Origin of the sequence: Acetobacter suratthaniensis (assembly GCF_017377745.1) — a bacterium.
GTDB classification, from domain to species: Bacteria; Pseudomonadota; Alphaproteobacteria; order Acetobacterales; family Acetobacteraceae; genus Acetobacter; species Acetobacter suratthaniensis.
This window is the reverse complement of sequence record NZ_JAFVMG010000001.1, coordinates 531854-549870: the sequence shown is the minus strand read 5'-3', so window position 1 is coordinate 549870 and position 18017 is coordinate 531854. Positions and strand designations below refer to the sequence as shown.

The following is an 18017-nucleotide window of genomic DNA, read 5'->3' as shown; positions in this document are numbered from 1 at the left end:
TTCGGTCAATCTTCCTGCAAGGACACGCGCATGAATACCGCCCCCTCCAACGCTCACGCGGCCCATGCCCCCCAAGCCCCGGAACCCGCATGGTACACACAGGGTCTGCCCCATATCTGGCTCCCCTACAGCCAGATGCAGACCGCACCGCAGCCCCTGCCCTGCATTGCCACGCAGGGAAGCCGCATAACGCTGGCAGACGGGCGCAGGCTGGTCGATGGTGTAGCGGCATGGTGGACAGCCTGCCACGGTTACAACCACCCGCATATTCATGCTGTCGCAGCCGAACAACTGGCGCGCATGCCCCATGTCATGTTTGGCGGCATGGTGCATGAACCCGCCCTGCGCCTTGCAAGCCGCCTGTGCGCCCTGCTGCCGGGCGATCTGGAGCGGGTCTTTTTTACGGATTCCGGTTCTGTCGCAGTCGAAGTAGCCATGAAAATGGCCATCCAATACAGGCTCAACCGTGGCGAACAGAACCGCACAAAAATGCTGGCGTTTCAGGGCGGCTACCACGGCGACACGCTGGCCACCATGGCCATCTGCGACCCCGAAGAAGGTATGCACCACCTATATGGCAAAGCACTGGCGCAGCACGTCATTGCTCCCCTACCGGTGGATGAGGCCAGTACGGCACGCTTTTACAGCCTGCTGGAACAACACGCGCATGAACTGGCAGCCATTATCGTGGAACCACTGGTGCAGGGTGCCGGGGGTATGCTGTTCCACCCACCACATGTGCTGCAAACCCTGCGCACCGCGGCTGACCGCTACGATGTCCTGCTGATCCTTGATGAAATCTTTACCGGCTTTGGCCGCACAGGCAGCCTGTTCGCCTGTGAGCAGGCGGGGATCGTGCCGGATATCATCACGCTTTCAAAAGCCCTGACAGGCGGCACTATGGCGCTAGCCGCAACGGTTGCCCGCCGTCATGTGTTCGAGGCTTTTTTGTCGGATAATCCCGAACACGCACTCATGCACGGCCCAACCTTCATGGCCAACCCTCTGGCCTGCGCCTGCGCCAATGCCTCGCTCGACCTGTTTGAACGCGAGCCCCGGCTGGAGCAGGTCGCCCGTATCAATGCCATACTGTGCGAAGAACTCGAAGCCTGCCGCACCCTGCCCGGCGTGCGCGATGTCCGCACACTCGGGGCCATTGGGGTGGTGGAACTCGAACGGATTGCAAACCCCGATACCCTACGACAGACCTTTATCGGGCATGGTGCGTGGATCCGCCCCTTCCGCAACATTGTCTATCTGACACCCGCCTTCACCATCAGTGAGGACGAACTGCGGCACCTCACACGCACCATCCGCACGGTTCTGGGGGGCTAAGGCGCCCGCGCCCTGTCTTACGGGGCGTCCCATGCGCTGGCGGCGGCTTCATCTTCCACGCGGGCTTCAACCCATGTGGCTGCGCCGCTGGCATATTCTTCCTTCTTCCAGAAGGGAGCGCCCGTCTTCAGCCGATCTATCAGAAAACTGGTGGCCGCCAGCGCAGCACCACGATGGGCAGCACAAGCCCCTACAAAAACGATCGGCTGGCCAACCTCCAGCCGCCCGATACGGTGAATCACCGTGCAGCCCAGCAGGTCGAAACGCGTCATGGCGTCATCCGCCAGCGTCCTCATGACTTTTTCGGTCATGCCCGGATAGTGTTCAAGCGTAAGGCTGACCAGCCCCGCCCCACCACGCACCTGCCCGACAAACAGGCTGATACCCCCCGCCAACGTGGACAGGGAGGACAGACGCGCCATTTCCGCCGCCACATCAAATGCCTCTGCCTGCACGGCAACACGCACGCCCTGGCCCTGTTGCACAGGCTCAGCCACCGGTCATGGGCGGAAATACCGCCACTTCATCGCCCGGACGCACCATGTCACTCATCGCACACAGAGCGTGGTTGACTGCCACGCGTAGCCGGGGCTGCTCCGCCAGTGCTGTGGCAGCGCGGGAATCCTCCGCCCCCAGCCGCGCCAGCAGGGCGGATACCGCCAGCCCTTCAGCCGGAACATCGAGTTCCTGAGCCTCACGCCCGATCTGCTCACGCAAGGCGGCAAAATACAGAACCGTGACTGTCATGCCGGTTGTCGCACTCCCTTTAAAATCCTGCGGCACCTCTGCGATGCCTTGTACCGTACCCTCAGCCACCCCGCCCCTGAGCAGAGCGCGTGTGTGAAATCAGCTTTTCGGTTCGCACCGTGCCATCCGGCGCCACATGGGTGATGCTGCCATCAGCATTGGGGATATCTATAGAGGTCGGGCTCGTTCCGCCAGCTTTCCCCACCCCGCCCGGCGGGACTGCCCCTTCCGGCTCCATGACATCATGCTGGTTATCCATGTGCAGTTCCTGCCCATCGGGCAGAACAGACTCCGGGGCCAGACCTGCACCACTCGCCCCACGCACGGGTGCCGCCGTTTCGCGTGGCAGAACAGAAGCCTCGTCCAGCAATGGCCTGATTGCTGAGACATCCAGTTTCATGGGAGCGTGCAGTGCTGTATCGCGCCGCATAAGATCCTCATGCCGGATATGCCGCCGGGATTCGGTATCCAGCCGTACCAATGCATCCTGTCCGGCTGGCGATGTGGCTGGCGATGTCGCACCACCACACCCCTGAACAAACAGGGACAGCATGAGACAGGCAGCGCTTTTCAGCCCCACCCGAGCAGACCGCCCGTGCATTAGCAGCGTGTCCTGCCCACAATCACACAAAATGGCGGAAAAATCCCATGCGGGCATGCGAACACAATGCAGCCATATGCGCGCCTAGCGCTCGACATGCCTCAGGCCGGTTGTCAGGTAATCCCATCCGGTAATCAGGGTTAACGCGGCAGCAATCCACAGCAATGTGGCCCCGATAAACGCCACGGGCAGCCAAGGCATGCCCAACACCTGCCCCGTGCCATCGCCCGCAAGCAGAAAGCCGATAGCGGTCATCTGAAAGCCGGTTTTCCATTTGGCAAGCCGTGTGACTGGCAGGCTTGCCCGGCGTTCGGCCAGATATTCACGCATGCCGGAAACCAGAATTTCACGGCACAGAATGACAATGGCAGGCCACAGGCTGAAATACGGCAGGCGCATATAGCCCGCCAGCACCATCAGGCAGGCTCCGACCAGCAGCTTGTCTGCGATGGAATCGAACATGCGCCCGAAATCCGATAACTGATGGCGGGAGCGCGCGAGCTTGCCATCAAAATAATCGGTAATCCCGGCGAGAATGAACAGAACGCACGCGCCTGCATTTGCGTCAGGCGTACCCCACGCCGCAAGCCACACCACAACCGGGATAGCCGCGATACGCGAAAGCGTCAGGACATTGGGCAGATCTGTCAGCATCGAAACGGATATTAGCGTATTTCCGTCCATGCTGGAATGCCTGCCTGAGCCCCAATTGCCCCAAGCCGTTTTTTTTGATCGGACACGCCTCCTAACCCGGTTGCCAATCCGGGTGAAAATGCCCGTAAATAATGCGTGCCATTTCGCGGTTGATGCCGGGTGCGGCTTCAAGTTCCGCCAACCCCGCCTGCCGCACCGTCCGCGCCGAGCCAAATGTATTGAGCAACATTTTTTTTCGGGCTGGGCCAACACCGGGAATATCATCCAGTTCGGATGTCACAAGCGTTTTGGAACGGCCCGCCCGGTGGGTGGTAATGGCGAAACGGTGCGCCTCATCACGCAGGCGCTGGAGGTAGTAGAGAACCGGGTCGCGCGGATCGAGCTGAAACGGCGCTCCTGTACCGGTGTAAAACCATTCACGCCCGGCATCGCGGTCTGGCCCTTTGGCAATACCAACCAGCGTTACCCCTGTTACCCCCAGCTCATCCAGCACGGCCCGCACGGCAGAATACTGACCGGCCCCACCGTCGATCAGCAGCACATCGGGCCAGTTGGAGGTATCGCCTGACTCGGCCTCCTTGAGCGCACGCCCGAAACGGCGCTCCAGCACTTCGCGCATCATGCCGAAATCATCGCCCGGCGTAACCGGGCCACGAATACGAAACTTGCGATAGGCCTTGCGGTCGAATCCTTCCGGCCCACCGACAATCATGACCCCGTAAGCATGAGCACCCTGAATATGGCTGTTATCGTACACCTCGATACGGTTCGGGGGGGCCGACAGCCCGAACAGGGTTGCAACGCCTTCCAGTAGCCGCGCCTGCCCTGCCGTTTCGGCCAGCCTGCGCTTGAGCGCATCACGCGCATTGGTGACGGCGTGATCAAGTACCTGCTTTTTTTCACCGCGTTGGGGGTACGTTATTTCCACCTTGCGGCCACGCCTCAGGGACAGGGCCTCGGACAATAGTGCCTGCTCTGGCAGATCCGCATTCACCAGTATGCGGGCCGGACAGGGCTTGTCGTCGTAAAACTGGGCAATAAACGCGCTCAGAATATCTCCCGCTGCCTCATCCTGCGTATGGGCGGGAAAAAACGAGCGGCTGCCATTGTTGCGCCCGCCACGGATAAAGAACACCTGAATGCAGGTCTGCCCCCCTTCCTGCCACAGGCCCAGCACATCCGCTTCCGGCAGGGAGGCCGGGTTGATGGTGCTGGACTCCTGCATCTGCGCCAGAGCGCGGATACGGTCTCGCAACAGGGCCGCTCTTTCAAAATCAAGGGCTTCGGAGGCTTCGTTCATTTGATGCCCCAACGTCTCACGCAGGGCGCCATCTTTACCGGACAGGAAGTCACGCGCCTGCTCGACAAGCTGCGCATAAGCCTGCGGTTCAATCCGGTCCACACACGGGGCGGAACAGCGTTTGATCTGATACAGCAGGCAGGGTCTGCTGCGGCTGTTGAACACCGCATCGGTACAGGAACGCAGCAGAAAAACCCGCTGGATCAGGTTCAGGGTCTGATTAACCGCCCATGCGGAAGCAAAAGGCCCCCAGAGTGATGCCCCCTTGACCGGCTTGCCCCGATGTTTGGCAATCTGGGGAAAAGGGTGTTCATCCGTCAGCATCAGCCACGGGTAGCTTTTGTCATCACGCAGCAGGATATTGAAGCGTGGCTTCATGCGCTTGATGTAATTGGCCTCAAGCAGCAGGGCCTCGGCCTCGGTATGGGTGGTGACGATTTCCATCGTAACCGTTTCCGACACCATCCTGCGCAGGCGTTCGGGCAGGCGCGCCACATGGGTGTAGGATGTCACCCGCTTGCGCAGCGACAGCGCCTTGCCCACGTACAGCACCTCGCCCCGAGCCCCCAGCATACGGTAAACGCCCGGCGCATAGGGCATGGTGCGCAGAGCGTGGCGTATGGCCTCGACTCCTTTCAGCCCATCCGCGCTGTCCTGCGCCTGTACGCCCTGTTCATCCGGGTTTGGAGCAGGCTGTGCCGACAGGGGCTGCGAGGCGTCATTTCCGGTTTTTTCTGCTGTCATAAAGCGCTCTTTTGAGGCTGCAATTTTCATCCACCATTTTTGTGGATAACTCTGTGGAACAGATGGCATGGACAGACTGCGAGCCGCAGATTTGCGGCCTTTCCATCAGAATGCCCATTTTTTAAGCATGAAGAACAAGCGCTTGATTCAGAAGGTTTTTATCAAAAAAGCCCTTCTGACTCCCATGCACACTTCGGAGATTCTGTTGAAAACAGAGGCTGTCAAGAGAGAAGTGGACAATTTTTTCTACTCTCCAACAGCACCCATGATCGCGCTTTGTTCCGCCCCCACCTGCTCGGCCCGCTCAAGCAGCCGCAGGAAATTACCGCCCCAGAATGCCTCGATTTCGCTCCGGTCGTAACCACGCCTGTGCAGTTCCTGTGTCAGCAGCACGCCCTGTGTGGCGTTGTGCCAGTCCGACAGGGCGCCGCCGCCATCAAAGTCCGAAGAAATGCCGACATGCTCAACCCCGAGCCGCCGCACCACGTAATCAATATGATCCACAAAATCGGCCACGCCCGCCGTACGGCGCCCCTCCTCCGGCTTGGGCCGCAAGAACGCTGGCATGGCGGTAATCTGGATAACACCGCCACGCGCACCCAGCGCATCAAGCTGGCCGTCATCAAGATTGCGCGGATGATCGCACAGGCTGCGCACGCAGGAATGACTGGCCACCACCGGTGTTGCAGAGGCTTCGACCGCCTGCATCATCGTCTGGCGTGAGGCATGCGAGACATCCACCACCAGCCCGAGGCGGTTCATGACACGCACCGCCTCGCGCCCCAGAGCCGACAGCCCACCATGCCGCTCGGGCTTATCCCCCAGACTGGGGCGATGAATGGCCGCATCCGCCAATGCGTTATGGCCGTTATGTGTCAGCGTTACATAACGCGCACCACGCTGGCGGAACTGCGCCAGCAGCGCCGTATCCTCGCCCATGCCGTAACCGTTTTCCACCGCCGCCACGACAGCCAGCACCCCTTCGGCATGGGCTGCGCGAATCTGGGCAGCCGTATCGCACCGGCGGGCTGTCACGCCATTGCGGCTCCCCTGCATACGGTTGATCGCATCCAGCATTTCCAGACACTGCTGCCCGGCCTGTGCGTGCCCCTCCGCTGTAACCGGCCCCTGCCCGATATACGCCACGAAACAGCCAGCCGACATGCCGCCGCGCTGCATTTTGGGCAGATCCACATGCCGGTCGGGCGTGTCTTCAAACGCATCATCGCGATCAGGCCAGGGTATGTCTATGTGGCTGTCCAACGTCAGAATGGAGCGATGCAGCGCCCAGATTTCCGGCGCGGGTGAAGGCTGTGTTTGATCTGCGGTCATGTCATGACAATGGCTCCGCACGCCGGAATTGCAAGAGGCCAGGTGCATTATCCCCCCTTGTTCACGCTGCTTTTTTCTTGCCCCGCACGCCACAATACGCCATGCCCCAGCCATGCGACTTGTGACATGGAACATCAACTCCCTCCGCCTGCGCCTGCCCCTGCTGGAAAAGCTGGTGGCCGACATCAGCCCCGATGTGGTCTGCCTGCAGGAAACCAAGGTGCCAGACCCGCTTTTTCCCAGTGAAGCGCTGCACGCGATGGGATTCGCACACCTGCACTTTCAGGGCATGAAGGGCTACAATGGCGTGGCCATACTCTCACGCCACCCACTTGAGCCGCTCACCAACCTGCCCGTGTGGTACGAGAAAGAGGATTGTCGGCATATCGCCGCTCGCGTGCATGCACCGCAGGGCAGCGTGGAACTGCATGATTTCTATGTCCCTGCGGGGGGAGATGAACCCGACCCCGCCATCAATCCCAAATTCGCGCACAAGCTAGCTTTTGTGGAAGAGGCAGCCCAGTGGTTCGCCCAGCGTGAAAATACCCGCACGATTGTGGTGGGCGATCTGAATATCGCACCACTCGAACACGATGTGTGGAGCCACAAGCAGTTGCTGAAGATCGTCAGCCATACGCCGCCGGAAACCGAGCGCCTCGAACGCTGGCGCCAGACCGCGTTTGTGGATGCGATGCGCCACTTCGTACCGGCTGACGAGAAGCTTTACACCTGGTGGTCCTACCGTAACCGGGACTGGAAAAAGTCAGACCGGGGCCGCAGGCTGGATCATATCTGGGTCACACCCGATCTTGTACCCGAACTCTCTGCCATGCAGGTTTTGCGCGATGTGCGCGACTGGGCCTCGCCTTCGGATCATGTCCCTGTGGTCATGGATCTGGCCGCCTCCTGAGGAGGCGGGCTTATCCGTTTGCCTCCGGGCCGTTGCCCCCCGCTCGCTCAGTAACGATGCTGCCATAGAATACCCACACTGCTACCCGGATCATTTTCCGGCGTGGTAAAGCCCGTCACGTTCCCCCCGGTACCCACGGTGGTGTTGAGCTTGAGGCTTTTGGTCAGATCCACCTGAACCTGCGCCTGTGTACCCGAGCCCGATGTGGCCTGCTTGGCGCCCACATACACCCCTTTCATCACGTATTTACCCGCCTCCACACTCGCACCAGCACCGCTACCATTGGCGTTGGAACCGCTCCCGCCGCCGATGGTCAGCCTGTCCAGATGCAGGGTTTTACGGAGCGTTCCCATCGGATCAAAGGGAGTCAGCCCTGTCAGCGTCGCAACCGCCGCCCCCAGTTCCACCATCTGGGTGGAAGAGAGCGAGCGCGCATCCGTGCCGAAAAGCAGCATGGCCAGAACCTGATCCTGCGGTTGAGGCGGCAGGGATTCGAATGTGATTTTGGGCGCGCTGGCATAGCCGCCGACCTTGAGCATGGCGGTTTCACCATTGACGACCCGATCCGCCTGAAAATCGAGCGTGGGGTCGAGTTTGTGGCCAACACCACTGCCGTTGAACGCCACTTTACCCTTGGTGAAATTGAGCGAAATCCCGGCCAGATTGAAGTTACCCCGCTTGAGGGTAAAGCCGCCCGCCACCTGTGGCGCCTGCGCGGTGCCGCCAATTTTCAGACGCCCCGCCATTTCTGCATCCAGCCCATGCCCGCGCACGAAAAAACGTCCCGGCGAAATCAGATCGAGGGAAAGCACGATCACCGTTTTATGCACGCTGGCGGCACGCGCCTCATCATCCTGCGGAGGTTTTTCACCCGGACGGATCACATCAAGCCGCGCCACGGATGTTGGCAGGGAGTTGGGAATGTTCACCTCGACATTCTTCAACGTCACGCTCCCCACGACATCCAGACGCCCCCGCACCTGCCCGCGCGCACCCAGATCCGCATCGAGCACAGCAGTCAGCAGGTCGCTGGCTATTGGCCGCGCATTCCGGGCCTTTAGCCGCAGGTCTATGGGCAGACCGGGTTCAGCAATACCGATCGTGCCACTGGCCTCCACCATACCGGAACCGGCTTTGGCCGTCAGGGACTGAATATCCAGCCGCCCCTCATTACCCACCAGACGCCCATTGATGTCTGACAGATGAGCACCGGCGGCAAAGTCCTGAAAATCCGCTTTTTCAAGCGTGACAGCCCCACTCACACGCGGCCGCGCCAGTGTGCCCTGCAAGCGCAGCCCCATACGGGCCTGCCCCATAAGCTGCCTGCCCTGCGCACCCAGAACGCCATTGGCCAGACTGAGGTCGAGCGCACCATCGGCCATAACATCCAGCCCCGAGCGACCACGCAGCGGCACGGTACCATTGGTGTTCAGCTCCAGCTTGCCCCCCGCATGCGCATGACCACGTACCGCAGCAGTAGTGCCATTCAGGGTCGCATTCAGCGTCAGGCCCAAAGGCGGCACCGAGGCCACAGCCATGCTGCCCCCCATCCGCAGGCCATTGCCGGTCAGATTGATCTGCCCATGCGGCTGGTCGAGCGTGCCGGTCAGCGCTGCGGAAGCAGACACCACACCCTGCGCCCGCAATCCGGGTACGAACGGCTCGGCCAACGCGGGCGTCAGGTTCCGCAGGTCTGCATTCAGGGTCAGCGTCGGCTTGATATGCCCCTTGATGTCCAGCACGGCACTTTCGCCACCGGTTACCGCCCCCAGTGTAGCGTGCAGCCGGTCAACGCCCAAGGTCGCACCATAGGTCAGTACGGCGGGGCCAAGCAGTCGCAGGTTTTCACCTCTGGCACTGGCGTTCAGTCGCCGGAGCGTCACCTTCTGGTCTGGCACATCCAGCAGGGCTTCCATCGCCAGAGACAGGGGTTTGCCTCCCCAGCCTGCCGGGCCGACGCCCGCATCCAGCACCATGGCCTCCAGCGGCCCACGTGCGCCCAGATGCGCGCTGCCTGTAATACCCTGCGCCGCGATCCCCCCGAGCTTAAGCGACAGATCAACTGCCGGTTTGCCTGCCGGGTCGCGCACATCGCCTTTAAAGGCAAGGCTACCGAGCCGCATGTCGGCCAGACTGCCATGCCCATCCAGCCGGGCATGGACAACCGGCACATCCCCCGTGCTGTCAGTGTTGATGTTGGCTGTCAGGCTCCCTGCCAGTGGCTTGCCAACAGCCCCGCGCAGGTCCGCCAGCTTGCCGATCTTGAGACCCAAAGTGCCCATGGGAATAACTTCGCCGGGTTTGAGGCTCAGCTCCCCCTCGCCCTGCACGCTTTTCCAAGACAGTGCTGTCAGGTTGAAGCGGTGTGCGCCGTCTTCCTGGCTGTCCATGGCCAGACCGAACGCCACCGGCGCGTGATCCATGGTGCCATGCAGGTCCACCGTCCCCTGCGGCACACCGGGCAGATCGCGCAGGGCGGCATCAAGCACCAGCGGTGCGGGGGTCATATCCGCGGTGCCGGGGCTGCCTTGCACATGCACATGCGCGGCAAAATCCGCCAACGGCCCCTGCGCTGTCAGCCCCAGTTCCAGCCCACCGCGCAGAAAAGGCAGCGCCATGGACAGGTCAGGCAACCCGACCGAGGCGGAAACATCCATATCCCGCCCGGTATCCATCCGCCCCTGTGTTTTCAGGTGTATGCCGCGCCCGTCCAGTGTCAGGCTTTGCAGGGCGATACGCTGGCCAGCAGGCAAAGCCTGCGGTTTTTTTTGCGCAGGTAGCGGCGTAATGTCCGCCGTAAGCGCGAACTGCCCATTCTGCCCGACCAGCCCGACCAGTTGCGGCTGCCCTCCGGCGATACCCAACGTGCCGGACGCCGTAACCTGCGTTGCGCCATCGGCCTGCGCGGGGCGGGCGATATGGGCCTCCAGTCCCGCCTGACCTCGCAGGGCCATGCCCACGGCTTCACCCACCGGCAGCAGGTCTGGCAGCTTGAGTGTGAGGGCGGCGGTCTGGGGCGCTGCCGTGCGAACCTGCGCCATCAGGGCCAGTAGAGGATGATTGAGGGTGACGCTCAGGGGCCGCCCATCTGCCTGAGGAGAAAGCCGTGCATCCAGTTCCAGTGGTGCTGCGGCGAGCACAAGAGGAGCCTTACCCGGCACGGTCACACCATCGGCCTTAACACTCAGGTGCAGAAGCTGCGCCAGAGCCTGGGCTGTTGTGCCCTCCCCCGTGAAATGGGCCTGTAATGTTGCGATAGAGCTTCCCCCGGCGGCCAGCCTGTCCACACTCAGGTCTGCCTTGCCAAGGGGGGCGCTCATCATCCCGCTCAGATGGGCGGCAAAGGTAATTTCTTTCCAGCCTAGCGTATCAGACAGGGACAGGGCTGGGGCATGAGCCTGCGCCTCCAGCCTGTCCATACGCCCGCCCACCAGATCGAGCAGGCCATCGGTCTGGGCTGTCGCCGCACCCGCCTGCGCGGTAACGTGCAGCGCTGCGGCAGCAACGGGGCCATCCAGATCCATCTGCAAAGACACAGGAGCCAACTGCGCCGTATCCAGCTGCGTGGCCAGAAAACCATCCGTGCCATCCTGCGCCTTAAGATGCAGGGCCAGCCTTCCGCCACCCGCCGTGGTAGCCAGCGACAGCATGCCTGCGCGGTCAAGCCGTTTGATATCCAGACCAATATCCACACCGGGTATTTTGGTCAGACTGAAATTGCCGACCACAACCCCCAAAGCGCCCAGACGCCCATGCCCGGACAGGCTCAACTGGGCCGCCTGCCCCATAACCGGTGCCCCCAGTGTGATCTGCCGCACGGCAAGCCTGCGGATATCCACCCCAAGCGCATGCCATGATGGCGTGCCGGTTTCTGGCTCGCTCTTGCTCTCCTCGGAAACCGGCAGGCGGGGCAGGTCAAGCGTATCGGCGGTAAAGGCGTTTACACGCGCCGTGCGCCCCAGCAACGCCAGCACGGACCAGTCCAGATGCAGGTCGCGCAGGGTCAGCCACGGGCCGGTGGCATCGCGTACTTCAAGGCTTTGAAGCCGGAAATTATCAGGAAACCGCCCGGAAAGACCGGCCACGCGCACCATGCCACCCGTCAGTGCTTCGGTCTGGCGCAGCAGCACCGCCCGCCCGGCTCCGGTATTGGCCCAGACGAGCAGCCCCGCCACAACCAGCACCACAAGCCCGACAAGCCCACCGGCAACAGCCAGCACAATACGCGCCACACGCCGCCACAGACGGCGCGGGGGGGCGCCAGCAGGGGGCGTTGTATTTGATGGGGGGACTCCCTGTTCCTGCGCGGCCATCAGAACGCCTCCCCTAGCCCGATATACAGATCCCATTTATCGCCCTGCGGCGCGCGGTTGATAGGCACTGCCACATCCAGCCGCACAGGGCCAATAGGCGTATAATAGCGCACACCCGCACCCGTGCCGACACGCAGGGTGCCATTGAACGGCATGGAGGTTTCACCCACCTGGCCTGCATCGGCAAACATGGCCATGCCAAAACTGCGTAAAATCCGCTGCCGATATTCAACCGACCCTGCATCAATAGACGTGCCGCCGATCGCGTAGCGGGTATCGCCATATTGCGGGCCAACCCCCTGCCAGCGATAACCGCGCACGGTTGCGCTGCCCCCCGCATACATGCGCTGATCCGGCGGAATGCTCCATGTGCTCGCGCCCTGAATGCTGCCTATCGTTCCACGGAACGCCAGAATACTGCGCCCCGGTTTGCTGATTCCCAGATGGTTCAGGTCAAAATAGGTGGAGGCGGACGCATTCATGACCGCGAAAAAGGATGTTCCTTCCCCTTTCGTACCCAACGAAAATGACGGCGTAACCCCAAGGCTCAGCCGCATGCCGTGGGTTGCCGGTTCGATCGGATTACCTACCCCGGTATTGTCGAAAGTCGTGGATAGCGGAGCAGACAGGATTGTGTAGTCACGGGTAACGCCAAACTGCTCGATGGATTCCTGCTCCGCCGCCAGCCCAAAATTACCATTCCAGTTCCGCGCCAGCGGCCGAGCCACACCGCCACGCACCAGCAGGGCTGTCTGCCGGTATGACCAGAAAAGCTGGCGCAGCCCTTCGATACGAGCACTCAGGTTCTGGTTACGCTGCAAAAAATCCGGTTTGAACAGATCAGCATAAACATCATAGCCCAAACCCTGCTGGGCCGAGCCTCCCAGCCCTGTCACCAGTGCTACAAGCCGCAGGCGCTCGGCATTGCCCAACAGATTGAAATGGGTCCAGTTTACACCGGCTCGCGCGCCAAGATCGGTCGAATACCCGGCTTCTGCCCCTACGGCATGGCGCTTGCCCTCGCGGAAAGAAAAATCCAGCGGCATGGTGCCATCCACCGCCGTGGGGGATCCATCTTTTACGCCCACGCTGGAAAACACCCCCAGATCCGTCAGGTTCTGCCGGGCAGCCTCAATCTTGGACGGCTGGTACAACTGACCTTCCTCCACGGTCAGCCGCCGCCGGATGAAGGCCGGATGTACTTTCTGCAACCCCTCCAACGAAATAGCCCCCACATTCAGCACCGGGCCGGGGGTTACAGGGTAGACAATATCAAGCGTGCGGGTTTCGGGGCGCAGATAGGCCACTGGCTTTTCCACACGCGCGAGCGCATGCCCGCCTTCACGCAGGGCATCAAGCAACTGGCCACCGCCGTTCAGCACGGTCTGGGCGATAGCAGGCTGCCCGGTAGCCAGACCCAGCGCCTTTGTCTGTTCAGGCGTGAGCTTTGGCGGCTCTCCGGTTTTGTCGTCCTTAAGGGTAATGTGGCCCAGATGATAAAGTGGCCCCTTGTCCACGCTCACCCGCGCCTCGACCTTTTCCCCCTTGGGCACATTGGCGATCCAGTTCGCGAGATCCTGAGATTTGCCATCAATGGTGGGGCTGTTCAGCACGGCGGCGTCATCCCCCATGAAGGCACCGGGGGCATTAGGCGACTGCGAGGCTGCGGGGGCAGCCTTTGCATCCGCTTTCGGGCGCGACAGTACAATATGCACCGTGCCGTCATAATAACCGCAGCTTTCCAGCGCCGTGCGCAGGCGGTCGTACTCATCACGCACGCGGCCTGCCAGCGCGAATGGCCCCACCGCCTGTGTGGATTGCAGGGCCAGCAGATCGGACGATGCCTTGAGTGCGGTGTCCAGATCCCCCTCGCCCGTGCTGGCAAGACTGGTCACGTAAGGCTGAGGGTCGGCCGCATTGACCCCCGTTGCCAGCACGCCCCACAGAGCCACCCCTGCAAGAACGCGATTCCCCCTGATTACAAACCGACCGAAAATGGCCCTGCCCCGCCTTGTCACCACGCGCTGTCTATCATCTGCTTACCGAACCCGCCGTCCCCTGACATGCCCTAAACCGCCAGTTCGCTCCATAGTTTCATAAGGGTAACCTGCTCCTTAGCGTCACACCATGACAAAAATACGCCCTTGTGTATGCTTTAACCATTGGCAGGACAGTACGAGACGGATTGTCCAGCGCCCCCGGTTCGCGGTATGGGGGGGCATGTTTGCGTGTTTTCACCGGATGGCCGCTCGCGCCCTTTGCCCGGCAGGCACGTGTCTGGCAAAAGCAGGACCATGATCAGAACCCAGCCTGACCACTCACGCGCCGCGGCCTGCTCTGCTGCTGACCAGCCCCATGCTCCCGATCTGTCTGGCATTCTGCCCGCCCCTGCAAACGCGCTCACGCGGCGCATTGCGCAGGTGCGCGCCGCCCTGCGCCTTGGGGCGCTGGTGGTATGGGTACCGCTGTCTGTCGGGTTTGAAGCCTGTCTACTGCCCGTACCCGGCACCGCCAAAATCCGCTGGACGCGGGTTATCTGGGGCGTTCTGTGCAAAATACTGGGCCTGCGTATACGCGTGGTTGGCCAGCGGGTTGGTACGGTGGGCGGGCCTGCCGCGCGCAAGCGGGGCGAGCGGCCTGTCATTTACATCGCCAACCACATGTCATGGCTGGATGTGCCGGTGCTTGGCACGTTGCTGCCCTCTGTTTTCGTCGCCAAGGGCGATATTGAGAAATGGCCCGTCATGGGCCTGATCTCCCAGATCGGGCGGACAATTTTTGTCAGCCGCCAGCGCAACACCACCGGCCGCGAGCGCGACGAAATGATCTCGCGCATGAATGGCGGAGACAATCTGGTGCTGTTCCCCGAAGGTACATCTTCGGACGGGTCACGGGTGCTGCCATTCATGTCGGCCTTTTTTGCCATTGCCAAAGCCCCCAAGCTGCGCGGCAAAGGAGCGGAGGCGGCAGAAGCCGCCGCAACCACAGACGACTCCAGCATGACGCCGCTGATCCAGCCGGTCTCGCTTGTTTATGACGAACTGAACGGCCTGCCGCTCTGCCGCTTCCGCCGCCCGGTTTTTTCCTGGTACGGCGATATGGATCTCGGCCCGCATGTCTGGCAGTTGCTGCAATGGCGGGGCGGGCGCGCCACCGTAGTACTGCACGAACCGCTCGACCCCGACCTGTTCCCCAGCCGAAAGGCTCTGGCGCAGGCGACATGGAAAGCCGTGGCCGAAGGCGCTGCCACCCTGCGCCAGCACAATCCGCCCCGCGTGCTGCCGGGCCGGTTTGATCCGGCCACCCTGCCTGCCGTTTTTCTGCCCCCGCATGTAAGAAAAACGAAAGCCTTACTTGACAGGCTGGCCTCCTTTTTTGCTTCAATACGCAGGTAAGGCCGGAACGCATCAGGCGCGCCGGACTTTCTCTGAAAAATATGGAGGCCCGGCCCTGTCAGGCATCGCAACGCTCCTTTTTCTTCCATATGGCACCGTAACGTTGCCAGATATGAGAAAAGACGCTTGACCTGCGACGCCTCTGGGTCGATTCCGTCCCCCTGCCGCACGGAATGGGCCTGCGGCGCAGTGGAGCGCCTGCCATCATGACAGCACCTACCCTAAACGCACGAGCCACACGCGGCCTGCATGTGATCACATGGGGGTGCCAGATGAACGTGTACGATAGTGCACGGATGGGCGATGTGCTGCGCCCGCTGGGATACAGCCCGGTGGATGCCCCCGATCAGGCCGACATGATCATCCTCAACACCTGCCATATCCGTGACAGGGCGGCGGAAAAGGTGTTTTCCGAACTGGGTCGCCTGCGTCTGGTCAAGGAATCCCGCAAGGAAGCCGGACACAGCACCATTATCGCTGTGGCAGGCTGTGTGGCGCAGGCTGAGGGCGAGGAAATTCTGGCCCGCGCACCCTATGTCGATATCGTTCTGGGGCCACAGACCTACCATCGCCTACCCGAAATGGTGGCCCGCGCGGCCCGCGCCGGTGGGCGGGTGATCGAAACCGAGTTTCCAGCGGAACAGAAGTTCGACTTCCTGCCCGAAAGCGAAGCCCCGCAGACACCGGGTAACCTGACCGCGTTCCTGACCATTCAGGAAGGTTGCGACAAGTTCTGCTCGTTCTGCGTTGTGCCTTACACGCGCGGGGCGGAAAGCAGCCGCCCTGTGGCCTCCGTTCTGGCTGAAGCGCGCCGGATGGTGGCATCAGGCGTGCGCGAGATCAGCCTGCTGGGCCAGAACGTCAACGCCTATCATGGCGAAGGCCCGGACGGCACACCATGGGGGCTGGCCCGGCTGGCCTATGCACTGGCCGATATTCCCGGCCTTATGCGCATCCGCTACACCACGTCGCACCCGCGCGACATGGATGCAGCACTGATTGCCGCCCATCGCGACCTGCCCCAGCTCATGCCGTTCCTGCATCTGCCCGTCCAGTCCGGGTCGGATCGCATCCTGCGCGCCATGAACCGTGGCCACACGGCAGATGAATACCGTGACCTCGTGCGCCGCCTGCGCGAAGCCCGGCCCGACCTTGCCCTGTCTTCCGATTTTATTGTGGGGCACCCCGGCGAGAGCGACGAGGATTTCGAAGCCACGATGGCACTGGTGCGCGATACGGAATTCGCGCTGGCCTACTCCTTCACATACTCCCCGCGCCCCGGCACACCGGCCGCCGGGGCCGGCATGCAGGTGCCCGAAGATGTAAAGAACAGCCGCCTGCAAGCCCTCCAGCAGCTTTTGCGCCAGCAGCAGGATGCTTTCAACCAGACTCTGGTGGGCCAGACCGTGCCCGTGCTGTTTACCGGCACCGGCCGCAAACCCGGCCAGATCGTGGGGCGCTCCCCATGGCTCCAGCCGGTGCATGTGCTGGGCCAGCCTGCCCTGATCGGTCAGGAGATCATGGTGCGCATTACCGAACGCCTGACCAATTCCCTTGGCGGCATTGTGGAAGAAGAAAAGGAATACGCTTGAGCCAACCGCACGCGCCGCACTCCGTTTCGGAGGCACCCCTTCCCGCGATGGGCGAGCAGCCCGTCACCCTTCAGTTTGACAACAACGCCCTGCTGGCGCGCCTTGTAGGCGACCACGACCGGCACCTGCGTTGCCTTGAAGAAGGACTGGATGTGGAAGTGGCGCGGCGCGGCAACCGGATTTCGATCCGGGGTGTGCCAGCACATACCAGTCTCGCACGTCAGACCCTGAGCGCTCTGTACCAGAAGCTGGCGGCAGGCGAGACCATTGATACCAGCACCGTGGAGGCCATCATTCGCATGTCCCGTATGCACGAGAGCCGTTCCCCCGCCACTCCGGCCCGCACCAGCGCTCCGGATACCCTGCCTGATGATGGCGACCTGCCACAGATCCGTATGCGGCACGGCACGATAGAGCCGCGCTCGCCGGGGCAGGCCATCTACATGAAAGCCCTTGCGCGTAAGGAACTCGTTTTTGGCATTGGCCCGGCCGGGACAGGCAAAACCTATCTGGCCGTGGCACAGGCCGTGGCCATGTTGCAGGCAGGCTCCATCGACCGCATCATCCTCTCCCGCCCGGCGGTGGAAGCGGGCGAGCGGCTGGGCTTCCTGCCCGGCGACATGAAAGACAAGATCGACCCCTATCTGCGCCCGCTCTACGATGCCCTGCACGACATGCTGCCGGGTGATCAGGTGATGCGGCGCATGGCTTCGGGCGATATTGAAGTGGCCCCTCTGGCCTTCATGCGCGGGCGCACGCTCTCGCACGCTTTTATTATTCTGGACGAAGCACAGAACACCACCATCGCGCAGATGAAAATGTTCCTGACCCGCCTTGGGCCGGGCTCACGCATGGTGGTAACGGGCGATCTGACACAGATCGACCTGCCCGATGGCACCATATCGGGTCTGCATGACGCGGTTGAGACGCTCGAAAACGTCAAGGGGGTTACCATCACACGTTTTGACGCGACCGATGTCGTCAGGCACAAGCTGGTCGCGCGCATTATTGAAGCTTATGATGCAAAGGCGGCGACCAGCAGGACTCCTTCCCGCAACAAGGGTCGCCAGGAGAAAAATGGAACCGCCAAGTAG

General features: G+C 61.9%; 13 protein-coding genes. 5 read left to right on the top strand and 8 right to left on the bottom strand.

Annotated features, from left to right (window positions below):
* Nucleotides 1-30 precede the first annotated feature (30 nt).
* Entirely contained in the window at nt 31-1335 is a 1305-nt protein-coding gene (locus tag J2D75_RS02550; RefSeq protein WP_207852377.1) for an adenosylmethionine--8-amino-7-oxononanoate transaminase, read from the top strand.
* A 17-nt stretch (nt 1336-1352) separates the two neighbouring features.
* Here the strand turns inward: J2D75_RS02550 and J2D75_RS02545 are convergent, their stop codons facing one another.
* The 6 genes from J2D75_RS02545 to J2D75_RS02520 form a co-directional block, all read right to left on the bottom strand.
* A complete protein-coding gene (locus J2D75_RS02545; RefSeq protein ID WP_265782616.1) occupies nt 1353-1820 on the bottom strand; it encodes a molybdenum cofactor biosynthesis protein MoaE in 468 nt (155 codons plus the stop codon).
* 4 nt (nt 1821-1824) lie between these two features.
* Complete coding sequence (gene moaD, locus J2D75_RS02540) at nt 1825-2118, bottom strand: molybdopterin converting factor subunit 1 (protein WP_265782617.1); 294 nt, start codon at nt 2116-2118, stop codon at nt 1825-1827.
* Between the two features lie 25 nt (nt 2119-2143).
* Nucleotides 2144-2740 (bottom strand): hypothetical protein, encoded by a 597-nt coding sequence (locus J2D75_RS02535; RefSeq protein ID WP_207852375.1) that lies wholly within the window; start codon nt 2738-2740, stop codon nt 2144-2146.
* 27 nt (nt 2741-2767) lie between these two features.
* Nucleotides 2768-3337: a CDP-diacylglycerol--glycerol-3-phosphate 3-phosphatidyltransferase gene (gene pgsA / locus J2D75_RS02530; protein WP_207852846.1), complete on the bottom strand. Its 570-nt coding sequence runs from the start codon at nt 3335-3337 to the stop codon at nt 2768-2770.
* Between the two features lie 91 nt (nt 3338-3428).
* Nucleotides 3429-5381, bottom strand: coding sequence for an excinuclease ABC subunit UvrC (gene uvrC / locus J2D75_RS02525; protein ID WP_207852373.1), 1953 nt, complete (start codon nt 5379-5381; stop codon nt 3429-3431).
* Between the two features lie 246 nt (nt 5382-5627).
* Entirely contained in the window at nt 5628-6713 is a 1086-nt protein-coding gene (locus J2D75_RS02520; protein WP_207852371.1) for a dipeptidase, read from the bottom strand.
* Between the two features lie 112 nt (nt 6714-6825).
* Between J2D75_RS02520 and J2D75_RS02515 the strand changes: the two genes are divergently transcribed.
* A complete protein-coding gene (locus tag J2D75_RS02515) occupies nt 6826-7623 on the top strand; it encodes an exodeoxyribonuclease III (RefSeq protein WP_207852369.1) in 798 nt (265 codons plus the stop codon).
* A gap of 47 nt (nt 7624-7670) precedes the next feature.
* Here J2D75_RS02515 and J2D75_RS02510 read toward each other — a convergent pair whose 3' ends face one another.
* Entirely contained in the window at nt 7671-11936 is a 4266-nt protein-coding gene (locus J2D75_RS02510) for a translocation/assembly module TamB domain-containing protein (RefSeq protein WP_243428393.1), read from the bottom strand.
* Complete coding sequence (locus J2D75_RS02505) at nt 11936-13933, bottom strand: autotransporter assembly complex protein TamA (RefSeq protein ID WP_207852844.1); 1998 nt, start codon at nt 13931-13933, stop codon at nt 11936-11938. The genes J2D75_RS02510 and J2D75_RS02505 overlap by 1 nt, the downstream gene beginning before the upstream one ends.
* Nucleotides 13934-14230: 297 nt before the next feature.
* On the opposite strand from J2D75_RS02505, the gene J2D75_RS02500 reads away from it, so the two are divergent.
* The 3 genes from J2D75_RS02500 (at nt 14231) to J2D75_RS02490 (ending at nt 18017) form a co-directional block, all read left to right on the top strand.
* On the top strand, nt 14231-15331 hold the full coding sequence (locus tag J2D75_RS02500) for a lysophospholipid acyltransferase family protein (RefSeq protein ID WP_207852365.1): 1101 nt from the start codon (nt 14231-14233) through the stop codon (nt 15329-15331).
* A 173-nt stretch (nt 15332-15504) separates the two neighbouring features.
* Nucleotides 15505-16923: a tRNA (N6-isopentenyl adenosine(37)-C2)-methylthiotransferase MiaB gene (miaB, locus tag J2D75_RS02495; RefSeq protein WP_207852363.1), complete on the top strand. Its 1419-nt coding sequence runs from the start codon at nt 15505-15507 to the stop codon at nt 16921-16923.
* Nucleotides 16924-16970: 47 nt separating this feature from the next.
* Nucleotides 16971-18017 (top strand): PhoH family protein, encoded by a 1047-nt coding sequence (locus J2D75_RS02490; RefSeq protein WP_207852842.1) that lies wholly within the window; start codon nt 16971-16973, stop codon nt 18015-18017.

Excerpts from the sequence above, each read along its gene's own strand:
- J2D75_RS02500 (WP_207852365.1), top strand. The coding sequence starts at position 14,231 with ATGATCAGAACCCAGCCTGACCACTCACGCGCCGCGGCCTGCTCTGCT.
- J2D75_RS02550 (WP_207852377.1), top strand. The coding sequence starts at position 31 with ATGAATACCGCCCCCTCCAACGCTCACGCGGCCCATGCCCCCCAAGCC.
- pgsA (WP_207852846.1), bottom strand. The coding sequence starts at position 3,337 with ATGCTGACAGATCTGCCCAATGTCCTGACGCTTTCGCGTATCGCGGCT.
- J2D75_RS02535 (WP_207852375.1), bottom strand. The coding sequence starts at position 2,740 with ATGCCCGCATGGGATTTTTCCGCCATTTTGTGTGATTGTGGGCAGGAC.
- J2D75_RS02515 (WP_207852369.1), top strand. The coding sequence starts at position 6,826 with ATGCGACTTGTGACATGGAACATCAACTCCCTCCGCCTGCGCCTGCCC.
- J2D75_RS02510 (WP_243428393.1), bottom strand. The coding sequence starts at position 11,936 with ATGGCCGCGCAGGAACAGGGAGTCCCCCCATCAAATACAACGCCCCCT.
- uvrC (WP_207852373.1), bottom strand. The coding sequence starts at position 5,381 with ATGACAGCAGAAAAAACCGGAAATGACGCCTCGCAGCCCCTGTCGGCA.
- miaB (WP_207852363.1), top strand. The coding sequence starts at position 15,505 with ATGGGCCTGCGGCGCAGTGGAGCGCCTGCCATCATGACAGCACCTACC.
- J2D75_RS02520 (WP_207852371.1), bottom strand. The coding sequence starts at position 6,713 with ATGACCGCAGATCAAACACAGCCTTCACCCGCGCCGGAAATCTGGGCG.
- J2D75_RS02490 (WP_207852842.1), top strand. The coding sequence starts at position 16,971 with ATGGGCGAGCAGCCCGTCACCCTTCAGTTTGACAACAACGCCCTGCTG.